8 protein-coding genes are annotated in these 12605 nt (G+C 34.7%); 5 read left to right on the top strand and 3 right to left on the bottom strand.

Features of this window, described 5'->3' with window-relative positions:
* Window positions 1–35: 35 nt before the first annotated feature.
* From AC0J6S_RS10470 to AC0J6S_RS10460, 3 genes are all read right to left on the bottom strand, one after another.
* Window positions 36–251, bottom strand: a complete 216-nt coding sequence (locus AC0J6S_RS10470) for a hypothetical protein (protein ID WP_474953758.1) — start codon at window positions 249–251, stop codon at window positions 36–38.
* A 385-nt stretch (window positions 252–636) separates the two neighbouring features.
* Window positions 637–2559 carry an amino acid permease gene (locus AC0J6S_RS10465; RefSeq protein WP_474953757.1) on the bottom strand — a complete coding sequence of 641 codons (1923 nt, stop codon included), beginning with the start codon at window positions 2557–2559 and terminating at the stop codon, window positions 637–639.
* 274 nt (window positions 2560–2833) lie between these two features.
* Complete coding sequence (locus tag AC0J6S_RS10460; protein WP_474953756.1) at window positions 2834–5749, bottom strand: FAD-binding and (Fe-S)-binding domain-containing protein; 2916 nt, start codon at window positions 5747–5749, stop codon at window positions 2834–2836.
* Window positions 5750–6045: 296 nt separating this feature from the next.
* On the opposite strand from AC0J6S_RS10460, the gene AC0J6S_RS10455 reads away from it, so the two are divergent.
* From AC0J6S_RS10455 to AC0J6S_RS10435, 5 genes are all read left to right on the top strand, one after another.
* The gene (locus AC0J6S_RS10455) at window positions 6046–6843 is read left to right on the top strand and encodes a sulfite exporter TauE/SafE family protein (RefSeq protein ID WP_474953755.1); all 798 of its coding nucleotides are present in this window, start codon (window positions 6046–6048) and stop codon (window positions 6841–6843) included.
* Window positions 6844–6921: 78 nt separating this feature from the next.
* Window positions 6922–8196: an NAD(P)/FAD-dependent oxidoreductase gene (locus AC0J6S_RS10450; protein WP_474953754.1), complete on the top strand. Its 1275-nt coding sequence runs from the start codon at window positions 6922–6924 to the stop codon at window positions 8194–8196.
* A gap of 714 nt (window positions 8197–8910) precedes the next feature.
* Window positions 8911–10326: an MBL fold metallo-hydrolase gene (locus tag AC0J6S_RS10445; RefSeq protein WP_474953753.1), complete on the top strand. Its 1416-nt coding sequence runs from the start codon at window positions 8911–8913 to the stop codon at window positions 10324–10326.
* A gap of 127 nt (window positions 10327–10453) precedes the next feature.
* Window positions 10454–11116 carry a carbonic anhydrase gene (locus AC0J6S_RS10440; RefSeq protein WP_474953752.1) on the top strand — a complete coding sequence of 221 codons (663 nt, stop codon included), beginning with the start codon at window positions 10454–10456 and terminating at the stop codon, window positions 11114–11116.
* A gap of 86 nt (window positions 11117–11202) precedes the next feature.
* Window positions 11203–12603: an MBL fold metallo-hydrolase gene (locus AC0J6S_RS10435; protein WP_474953751.1), complete on the top strand. Its 1401-nt coding sequence runs from the start codon at window positions 11203–11205 to the stop codon at window positions 12601–12603.
* Window positions 12604–12605 lie beyond the last annotated feature (2 nt).

Genomic DNA, 12605 nt, shown 5'->3' with positions numbered 1-12605 from the left:
TACGAAAAAAAATAGAATTTGGTTTTTTTATCTGTCTAGTTTATTGGACAACTCAAAAGCACTAAATTCTTTTGTGGATAAATATTGATGGTTCGGCAATTAGTAAAAATAGTCACGGCTAATTCGTTAGAGAATTTATGACGAATTTGTATGGAGTACAAATAGAACAAAGTTACATTATCAAAATATTTGTATAAGATAGAGATAAAATAAGACACTGTAAAAGAGATAATAAAAGTAAAGTTCTTCATATATTGAATTTTATATTTTAAATCTGTTTTGTAAACTTAATTATCACTTACAATAATTAATTGTTAAGGATTACAAAAAAAATCCAAAATCAATGTTTAATTACACAATACCCTGCAAATGTAAGTTTTTAAGCAATTACTAGTGATGACCCAAAAAAAAAAGACTAAATAAGACCTTTATTCGACAAAATGTATTATTTACTCGTTATAAAGCACAGTTTTAGAGCCCCAAATTGCTAATTGAAGTAAAAATATGGTACGATATATTAACTTACAGGCTATTAATCCCCTATAAAAGCAAAAAAAACTGACTCTTTATCGCTAAGTAGTCAGTTTTTTTTTATAGTCTTAAGCTTGTAAATAATATGTTAATGTGGCGTACCTTCTATAGATTAAGCTTACTATTTTTTCGGCTAAAACCAAAATAAATCACCAATCCAATCAAAAGCCAGATTCCAAAATAAATCCAGTTCCAAACACTCAATTCTGCCATCATATACAAACAACAAATCAAGCCTAATAACGGAATCAATGATAAGTTTGATTTAAAAGACCAAACCAATAATCCAACCAAAACGATAAGGAAAATCCACATTGGAATTTTATGTTTAAACAAACTAAAACCACTTTCATATTTCACAGCGTCTGCAATTGGCAAACCAGCTATAATACTGGAATATTTTGCATCGTCTTGTTGGTATTGACTTAATAAAAGTTCTAAATCTGGCGTTTCATCCGTACTATTATTAGCGTCAATACGCACTAAATACTCGTATACTTTTTGGGTTTCTTCTTTGTTTAACGATGTGATAATATCCGATGAACTATTGATCTGTGTTTCATTCGTAATAAAATCCATAGTCGCTTTTTCATTGTAACCAAAAGCAAATACTAATCCAATAATAATGAAAACTGGCAATATGTATTTTGAATTTACATAAGGAGTTTTGAATTTTCCACGAGGGATATCAGTTCTGTTTTGTAACACTAAAACTCCGGCACAAACCAATACAAAGGCGAATAAAGTTCCAATACTACACAAATCCGTAACTAGTGTTAAATTCAAAAACAAAGCTGGAACGGCAACCACAAAACCAGTCACGATTGTAGCGTAGGAAGGCGTTTTATATTTTGGATGTACTTTTGAGAAACGTTTTGGCAACAAACCATCACGACTCATACTCATCCAGATACGCGGTTGTCCCATTTGGAAAACTAATAAGACACTAGCCATAGCAACTACTGCACTTACTGCAATAATTCCCGACATCCATTTCAGATCTAATTTCTCAAATACAAAAGCCAATGGATCACCTACATTCAATTGGTCATAAGAAACCATTCCAGTTAAAACTAAGGCAATTGCAATATATAAAATGGTACATATAATTATGGCCCACATCATTCCTCTTGGTAAATCGCGTTGTGGATCTTTACATTCTTCCGCTGTTGTTGAAATAGCATCAAAACCGATGTATGCAAAAAATACTGCTGAAACTCCTTTTAAAACTCCTGTAACACCATTAGGTGCAAATGGATCCCAATTTGCAGTATCTACATAGAAAACACCAACAGCAATTACTAAAAGAACGATACATAATTTGACAACCACCATGATATTACTCGCATTTCGAGACTCCTTCATCCCGCGGTAAATTAATGCGGTGATTAAAACGATAATTAATAATGCTGGAAGATCTGCCACAAAATGAAATGAACCAATAACAGGTGAAGTTGTCCAAGCCATATAAGCATCTTGCAAAGCCGGACTCAAGTTGGCATATTCTTTTCCGCCTTGCATGAGTGCAGTTGCATCATCAAATCCTCTGGAAGCAGACAAGAAATCCATTTGAACCCATTGCGGTAACTGAACGCCACCACTCTCTAGTAAACTTGTAAAATAATCACTCCACGATATGGCAACCGTTATATTACCAACCGAATATTCCATAATCAAGGCCCAACCAATAATCCACGCTATAATTTCGCCAAAAGCAACATAAGAATATGTATAAGCACTCCCGGAAACGGGAACCATTGAGGCAAATTCAGCATAAGCAAAAGCAGCAAAACTACATGCTATAGCAGTAAACAAGAATAAAAAGATAACCGCAGGACCTCCATCAGCACTTGCTTTTCCAATGGTACTAAAAATACCTGCTCCTACAATTGCAGCAATACCAAAAGCAGTCAAATCTCGTGCAGTCAAGTGTTTCCCTAGGGCATTGTGTCCATCAGCATTATTTTTTTCAACTTGTTTTAATATATCTTGTACTGTTTTTTTTCTAAATAAACCCTTTAACGCCATATTGTAAATTTTATCATTAAAAATTAATATACTGTAAATTATGTGTTTTTATGTTGGATATTATGCAAATAATCTTCAAAAATCAAAAGTATAAAACAAATTGAACTAATGCTGTTTCTCTAACTATTTTTTTTATTATTTTTTAAAACCTTTAAAATGATTTCTTTATTCATTTAAAAAGTCAAATAAATCAATTTCAGTACTAAAAAAAATAAATTTCATAAAACTAAAAGACATTTTTCCGCTTCTGATAAATATCTTCATTTTCTACTGATTACTTCAAACAACTCCTTAAAATTGTCACCGGATGCAATGCTCTTCTGCTAGTTCCGTCAAAAATCTGATGGCGACAACTCGTTCCAGCTGCTGCAATAGCTGTCGTCGATTCAGTAGCTCTAATTTTAGGAAACAATGTATCTTCGCCCATTTGCATGCTGATTTCGTAATGTTCTTTTTCGTATCCAAAAGAACCTGCCATACCACAACAACCGGAATTATAAATGGTAACTGAACTATTTTTAGGAACATTCAACATCGCAAAAGTCGCTTCCATCGTGCTCAACGACTTTTGGTGGCAATGCCCGTGAATTTTTATTATTTTCTCTTCATCGGAAAATTGCTCTTCATGAATTTTACCTTTTGTAATTTCATTTTTGAAAAATTCTTCGATCGTAAATACACTTTTGGCTAATTTTTCGGCACCTTTTTTATCATCTGCTAATCGAATATATTCGTCTCTAAAGGTCAATATAGCTGAAGGCTCGATTCCTATCAAAGGAAAATCTGCAGTAATGTAATCCGAAAAAATAGCCACATTTGTATTCGCAATTGCTTTTGCTTCTTCGAGAAACCCTTTCGAAATAAAAGCTCTTCCACTTTCTTCATGATCCACCAGAATCACCTCATATCCTAACGCCGTCAATAACTCATACGCATCGATTCCTACCGAAACGTCATAATAATTAGTGAACTCATCACAAAATAAACATACTTTTCCGTTTACAAAAGAATCACTTGGCGCCTGATTCCAATTTTTCTCGTACCATTTTCTAAAAGTCTTTGGAGCCAAAAGCGGCACTTCTCTTTTTGGAGCAATTCCCATGCTTTTTTTCACCAAAGGCAAATTCACCATGAAATTCGTAAACTTTGGAGTAATACTTCCCAAACCATTTAGTTTCGCATTAAAAGCAAATATTTTATTGCGCCATGAGAATCCATTTGCTTTTTGATATTGGTACAAAAACTCCGATTTCAAAGCCGCTACATCCACATTACTGGGACATTCGCTGGCACAAGCTTTACAACTCACACACAATTCAAATACCTTATACAATTCTTCGTGGTCGAATTTATTATCTTTCTCTGAATGTGTCAGGTATTCCCGCAGCGCATTAGCTCTGGCGCGAGTCGTATCTTTTTCATTTCGGGTAGCGCGATAACTTGGACACAAAGTCCCGCCAGCAGAAGGTAATTTTCTGCAATCACCAGAACCATTGCATTTTTCAGCAGCACGCAAAATCCCCAAACTATCCGAGAAATCCTGAATTGTTTGTATATCCGGTTCCTCTCTACCCGCCTCCACCCGAAGGTTTTCATCCATTTTGAAAGCATTTACAATTTTACCTACATTCAAAATGGTATTAGGATCAAAGGCATGTTTGATTCTTCTTAGCAATTCATAATTCTTATCCCCAATCATAAAAGGCAAAAACTCACCACGCACAATTCCGTCTCCGTGCTCCCCACTCAAAGATCCTCTATATTTTTTAACCAAAATTGCGACTTCGGTTGCAATGTTTCTAAATTGATGTAATCCCTCTGTTGTTTTGAGATTTAAAACCGGACGCAAATGCAATTCTCCTGCGCCGGCATGTGCATAATAAATAGCACTCTGACCATGACGCTCCATCATAGCGGAGAATTCGGCAATATAATTAGGTAAATCACTCAATTCAACGGCGGTATCTTCAATAGAATCAGCAGCTTTATTATCACCCACAATACTTCCTAAAAGCCCGAGACCTGCTTTTCGCAACTCATTTATTTTATCAATATCAGCTCCATATATTTTTGGCAAAGCATACCCGAAATTGTTTCTTTCCAAATCGGCGATTAAAGCATTCGCTTGTCTTTCGGCATCCTCCATACTATGATGTGAAGCTACTTCGAGCATAATAACCGCTTTTGGTTCGCCTTGAATAAAAAATCGATTTTTGGCTTGCTCTCGATTGGTTTTAGTACAATCCAATATTGTATCATCCATCATTTCGCATGTGTACAAATGATGTTTCATCGCGGTAACCACGGCTTCTAAACTTTCTTGAATCGTATGAAAATGCGCAACCACCATCACATTATATATTGGTGGTACATGATCTGCTTTTAGTGTAATTTCAGTGGTAAAAGCCAGCGTTCCTTCGCTTCCGCAAAGGAGTTTTCCTAGATTTATAGTGTTTTCGGTTCCTCCAAAAAGTTCCGATTTCAGTAACAAATCAATTGCGTATCCGGTATTTCGTCTGTGAATTTCAGGTTTCGGAAATTCCTTGATAATCTCTTTCTGGTTTTCTACATTCGAAAGTTCCTCATAAATGGTCTTGTAAATAGAACTTTCAAGCGTGTTCCCTTTTGTTTTTTCAATGAATTCGGCTGAAGTTATTTCTTTAAATATTGCCAAAGTCCCATCACTCAAAACCGCTTTGATTTCCACTATTTTATCTCGGGTCACTCCGTACCGAATCGAGGTAGTTCCCGATGAATTATTGCCTACCATTCCTCCTATCATACAGCGATTTGAAGTTGAAGTATTAGGTCCGAAAAATAATTCGTGCGGTTTTAAATATAAATTCAGTTCATCCCGAATTACTCCCGGCTGCACGGTAACCGTTTTTTGTGCAGAATCAAAAGAGACAATCTTGGTGAAATGTTTTGAAACGTCTACAATTATTCCGTTACCTACTGTTTGACCGGCTAACGAAGTTCCAGCAGTTCTCGGCGTAATTGAAATTTTATTTTTTGCTGCAAAGCGAATAATTTTGACAATATCGTCCTCTGATTTTGGAATCGCTACAGCAACTGGCATAATTCGATATGCGGACGCATCTGTGGCATAAAGTGTCTTATGGAGATCATCGTATAAAAGTGTTCCTTCTAATGACTGAGATAATTCTTGTAATTGAGGCGTAATTGACATGTGGTGGCGTAAATTGCTATTATTTTCACAAATATAAATAATCGTGAATTATATTTTTACTATTTAAGTAATAAAAAAAAACTTTTATTTATCGTACTTTTATATCTACAATCTTAAAAATTTAGGATAAATGGCTTATAATGTCATACTTCACGATAAATTAAATGAGGTAAAAAATAGATTATAAAATTATACTGAAACCATATTGAAATTTTTAAAAAAATATTCGCTGTGTGATAAATGTTACTGTAACTAAAATTTAAACTGACAATATTTGCATCATAAAATTTACAATTATGGAATATTTCGGTTATTTTGCGTCAATACTAATAGGCGTTGCATTAGGACTAATCGGTGGAGGTGGTTCCATTCTTACAGTGCCCGTCTTAGTTTATTTATTTGCAGTTGAACCAGTGCTAGCAACGGCATACTCTTTGTTTATTGTAGGCTTAACTAGTGCGGTAGGAACTGTTGGCTATTTTAAAAAAGGGTTGGTAAACATAAAAACAGCCATTGTTTTTGGTATTCCTTCCATCATTGCCGTTTTTACTACAAGGGCATTAATAGTTCCTGCGATTCCTAAAGAAATATTTTCGATAGGAGACTTTATCCTGACGAAAGACCTTTTCTTAATGCTGCTTTTCGCAGTGATTATGATTATTGCGTCTTACAGCATGATTAAAAAAGATAAAAAAATAGCTTCTGAAGAACCTCAGGAACAAAAATTTAATTATCCACTCATACTAGTAGAAGGAGCACTGGTTGGAATAATCACCGGACTTGTGGGAGCTGGAGGTGGATTCCTGATTATTCCTGCTTTAGTTATTTTGAGTAAACTTCCCATGAAAGAAGCGGTTGGAACTTCATTAGTAATTATTGCTGCCAAATCTCTAATCGGTTTTTTTGGAGAAGGTGGAGAAAACGGTATCGATTGGCAATTTTTATTTACCATTTCAGCATTTGCTATTGTTGGAATTTTTATTGGCACAGCATTATCTAAAAAAATTGATGGCGCAAAACTAAAACCTGCTTTTGGTTGGTTCGTTTTAGTTATGGGAATTTATATCATCACCAAAGAGTTATTCCTAAAATAACACTCTTATGTGACAAAAGTCACAATTGTCTTGATGGGAATTCAATATGTTTATTTCTTTATTAAAAAAATAAAAAAAATGGCTAATCATTATCAAATACTAATCATCGGTGGTGGAAATGCGGGACTTTCTGTTGCTTCCCAATTACTTATCAAAAGAAGTAATCTAAACATTGGAATCATTGAACCATCTGAAAAACATTATTATCAACCTGCATGGACATTGGTTGGTGCCGGTATATTTGATATCACTAAGACCATTCGTAATGAAAAAGATGTAATCCCAAAGAATACCACCTGGATCAAAGAAGCTGTAGCTGAATTTATGCCCAATGAAAACAAAGTAAAATGCCTTTCGGGTGCTGAATTCACTTATGATTACTTGGTAGTCTGCCCCGGAATTCAATTGGATTGGAATAAAATAAAAGGACTTCAGGAAACTCTGGAAAAAAACAATGTCAGCAGCAACTACTCATTTGAACATGCACCATATACTTGGGAAATGATTGAAAATTTCAAAGGTGGTACAGCGGTTTTTACAAACCCAACAACACCTATAAAATGTGGAGGAGCACCACACAAAATTATGTACTTGGCTTGCGATTATTGGCGCAAAAAAGGAATTTTGGATAAATGTGACGTTCATTATATTTCTGGAGCAAGCGCAATATTTGGTGTCAAAGAATATGCTGAAACATTAAAAAAAGTAGTGGCTAAATATAATATTCATGTTCATTATGGCGCTAATGTTACAGCGATAGATGGTGAAAAGAAAACAGTTGAATTTGAAACCAAAGAAATTGATGAAAACCTAAACCAGAAACTATCTTCTAAAAATGCCGGCTGTTACGGTATCATCGAAAATAGCGCTGATGAAGAACTTCAAAAAGTAACATTGAATTTTGACTTATGCCACGCAGTTCCACCACAATCAGCTCCTGATTTTATAAAAAAGAGTCCATTACATGACTCTATAAATCCATTAGGTTATGTGGAAATTGACAAAAATACAATGCAACATATCCGTTTTCCAAATGTATTTGCCCTTGGAGATTGCACCAATGCGCCGTGTAGTAAAACGGGTGCGGCAATTAGAAAACAAGCTCCGGTTGTGGTAGAAAATCTTTTGGCATTTATGGATAATAAAAAAGCCACCGCAAAATATGACGGGTATAGCGCCTGCCCTATTCCAACACAATATGGAAAATTAATGTTGGCTGAATTTGATTATACAAATACGCCAAAAATGACTTTCCCTATAAATCAGGCAAAACCAAATTGGGCCATGTGGATTCTTAAAACTAAAATATTACCATGGTTGTATTGGAATAAAATCCTAAAAGGAACTGCTTAATAATTAATACCTAGATTTTTAATTTGTTATCCCTTTCAAGTCAAACTGAAAGGGATTTTTTTATTTTGGCTTATGTGACAACTATCACTTTTTAATGGAATTAGTATTCGGAAATTTACAGAGTGAACATTCACTTTCTTGTTTTTAAATCAATTTAAAATGGAAATTTCAGAAAAGCAGCGAAATTAAATTCGATATTAATTTTTAGAAAATGATACAATTAAGAACTATTATTACACGCAAAAGGAGTGAGTAACTATTTTTACGAAACCGAAAAATTAAGGTTTTGATCGACATCTCTTTTAACATCCACAAAAGTGAATTTGTAACTACCATATGAGAATCGTGTGCGGGGAAATCGACTTTGTTATACCTACTTTCAACAATGGATAAGGATTATAAAGCAATATTATTTTGGAAGCTTCAGCAGAAATAAAGAAAAGTTATTTAGAAACGACGGACTGATTTTAGCCACAAAATCACTTGAAAAACTCCAATATTTAATTAATTGAGACCACCTTTATGATGGTTTTTTTTGTGCATATTAAATAAAAAAACAGTTTTATTTCCTTCTGTGACTTTTGTCACATACTGTATTTACTGATAAAATAGTTATTTTAGTATGATAATTATCACTTTGAGAATTAAAAGTGTCTTCTAAATTTGCCCTAATCTTATTTATCTGAAACTACTATTAATTCAAAAACCTTGATTATGAAAATCGAACAAATTTACACCGGATGTATTGCACATGCAGCTTATTATTTAGAGAGTAACGGAGAAGCGGCAATTTTTGATCCTTTACGCGAAGTGCAACCGTACATTGATAGAGCATTTAAAGACAATGCCAAAATTAAGTACGTTTTTCTGACCCATTTCCACGCTGATTTTGTTTCGGGACATTTGGACTTAGCCAATAAAACAAATGCCAAAATTGTTTACGGTCCAACAGCAAAACCGGCTTATGAAATTATTACTGCCGAAGACGGACAAATTTTTGAAATTGGAAACTACAAAGTTAAGGTGATTCATACACCAGGACACACCATGGAAAGTACTACTTTTCTGTTGATAGACGAAAACGGAAAAGAACACGGAATTATAACCGGTGACACCTTATTTATTGGTGACGTAGGCCGTCCCGATTTAGCGCAACATGTTGTTGCTGATTTGACCGAAGACAAGCTGGCCAGACATCTTTACCAATCCTTACGCAACAAAATCATGCCTTTATCTGATGATTTGATTGTATATCCCAATCACGGAGCAGGTTCAGCTTGCGGGAAAATGATGAGTAAAGAAACTACCGATACATTGGGAAATCAAAAGAAAACCAATTACGCCTTGAACCCAAATATGACCGAAGACGAGTTTGTTACCGCTGTTTTGACCGGATTGACGAATCCTCCTGCCTATTTCCCTGCCAATGTGTTGCTGAATATAAATGGTTATGACAGTTTGGATGCGATACTAAAAAAAGCAAAAACACCATTAAATCCAACCGAATTTGAAGTTGTGGCAAATGAAACCAGAGCTTTAGTATTAGATACACGTGACGCATCTGAATTTGCTGCAGGATTTATTCCGAACAGTATTAACATTGGTTTAGATGGAAGTTTTGCTATGTGGGTGGGCGAAATGATTGCTGATATTAAACAAGAAATCTTATTAGTCACAGAAATTGGTAAGGAAGAAGAAAGTATGGTGCGCCTTTCGCGTATAGGGTACGATCATACTATTGGCTACTTAAACGGTGGAATTACTTCTTGGAAAAAGGCAGGTTTTGAATTGGATACGGTAAATAGAATTACGGCCAAACAACTGGAAGACACTGTTGATTTTGATGCAACACTAATTTTTGATGTCAGAAAGAAAAGCGAATTTTTATCGGAACATCTTATTGGAGCAATAAATGTTCCCTTAAACGAAATTAACAATCACTTGGCAGAATTTCCAAAAGACAAAAAATTTATTTTGCATTGTGCCGGTGGATATCGCAGTATGCTCGCAGCATCAATTCTAAAAATGCGTGGCTGGAATAATTTTGTGGATGTTATTGGCGGTTTTACAGAAATTAAAGAAACCAGTCTTTTAACATCTGATTATGTTTGTCCAACGACATTACTGTAAATAATTCAAAGGTTTTTAAATCAAAAGAGATTGCCATTTTCAGGCAATCTCTTTTTTTGTTATGTGATATAAGTTACCATAACTACAAAATGCGTGAGCTACTTTTGAAGAAATAATTGAAAGTAACATGAGAAATACAATCCTGACAATTGCAATTTTAAGTATGATAATAGGTTGTAAGAAAGAAGAAATTGCAACCCCGATTCTAGAAAAAAAAACACCAATAGAACAACTAATTTCCGGAAATCAACGTTTTATTGAAGAAAAATCTATTCATCCGCATCAAGACAAAAAAACAGTGCTAAAAAACCAAAATGAACAACATCCTTTTGCAGTAGTACTATCTTGTTCAGACAGTAGAGTTTCTCCTGAAGTATTATTTGACCAAGGATTAGGCGATCTTTTCGTCATTAGAAATGCAGGAAACTTAATTTCAGATATTGACATGGGAAGTATTGAGTATGCCGCAGAACATCTTGATGTGAAATTAATTGTTGTTTTAGGTCACACAGAATGTGGTGCCATCAAAGCCTATATCGAAGATAAAGATAATTTATATAAAAAACATTTGAACCACATTGATGATATTGTAGCCACTCTTGCCGAGGAAAAAGAAGAACAGGCTGAAGAAAAAAAAATGCCGAAGGAAAAAAACTTATTGGGTTCTATAAATGCTAATATTGAACACTCAAACAGGCTTATTCAAGAAAATTCAATTGTAAAAGAGCATAAAACTAAAATTATTTCCATGCGCTATGACGTGCATACAGGCAAAATAATTCAGTTATAAACTGCTATGTAACATTAGTCACCAAATTTAAAGAATTCATGCATTAATTTTGTCAAATAAATTAGAAACTTAAAAAAATAAACGATATGTATTTTCAACACATTTACGACAAGAGTCTTGCTCAGGCAAGTTATTTTATTGGCTGTCAAAAAGCAGGAGTAGCCGCAGTTATCGATCCTAAAAGGGATGTTGATACCTACCTTGAAATTGCCAAACAAAACAATATGAAAATTACTCATATTTTAGAAACACACATTCATGCTGATTTCCTTGCTGGATCTAGAGAATTAGCCGCATTGACGGGAGCAGAAATGTACCTTTCAGCCGAAGGCGGACCCGATTGGAAATATGAATTTCCTCATGTTGACATAAAAGACGGTGATGTTCTAAAACTAGGGAACTTAAAAATAGAAGTGGTTCACACACCGGGACATACTCCGGAAAGCATCAGTTTTCTGCTAACAGATACGCCTGCCAGCGAAGAGCCTGTAATGCTGTTCACCGGTGACTTCGTATTTGTTGGTGATGTTGGAAGACCTGATTTGTTAGAAAAAGCAGCAGGAATGAAAGGAACGCAGGATATTGGTGCCAAACAAATGTATCAATCTATTAATAAATTCGATGCATTACCTGAATACATTCAAGTTTGGCCAGGCCACGGAGCAGGTTCTGCTTGTGGAAAAGCGTTAGGAGCTGTACCAAGCACGACTGTAGGTTATGAAAAAATAAGAAACTGGGCTTTTCAGCATAAAAATGATGAAGCTGGATTTGTAAAATATTTATTGGAAGACCAACCGGAACCACCAAAGTATTTTGCAATGATGAAAAAACTAAATAAAGTTGATCGTCCTTTGCTTACTGCTGTTCCAAAATTAAAAAAATTAGATTACACTGAATTAACCGCAGCTTTAGCAAAAGGAACTAAATTGATTGATGCCAGAGATAAAACAGAATTTTCTAAAGGATTTATTCCGGGAAGTATCAACATTCAGGGGAACAATTCTTTTGCAACTTGGGCAGGATGGTTTCTTACGTATGAAGAACCTTTTATATTGCTTGCCGATGAATCGCAATTAGATGATTTGACCAGAAAACTAATGAGAATCGGATTAGACAACATTCAAGGTTACGTTCCTTCTACAAAAATATGGGAAGAAAATGGTGGTTCTTTAGAAACTGTAAATCAAATTTCATTAGAAGAATTTAAAACGCTACAACAAGAAAAAGATGTTCAGGTAGTTGATCTTCGTGGTGTTGCAGAATACAATGCAGGTCACATCAAAGGAGCTGACAATGTATTTGTAGGTACTTTAGTGAATAACCTTGACAAAATAAGTAAAGATAAAAAAGTATTAATCCATTGCCAAGGCGGTGACAGAGCGGCAATTGCCTACTCCTTATTAGCACGAAATGGTTATAAAAATGTACTGAACTATTCTCCTGGAATGAATGAGTGGATGAGTCAAAATAATGCTATTGAATACTAAAA

This window comes from Flavobacterium sp. TS_SC_5 (genome assembly GCF_056156265.1).
This window is presented reverse-complemented; position numbering and strand designations above follow the sequence as displayed.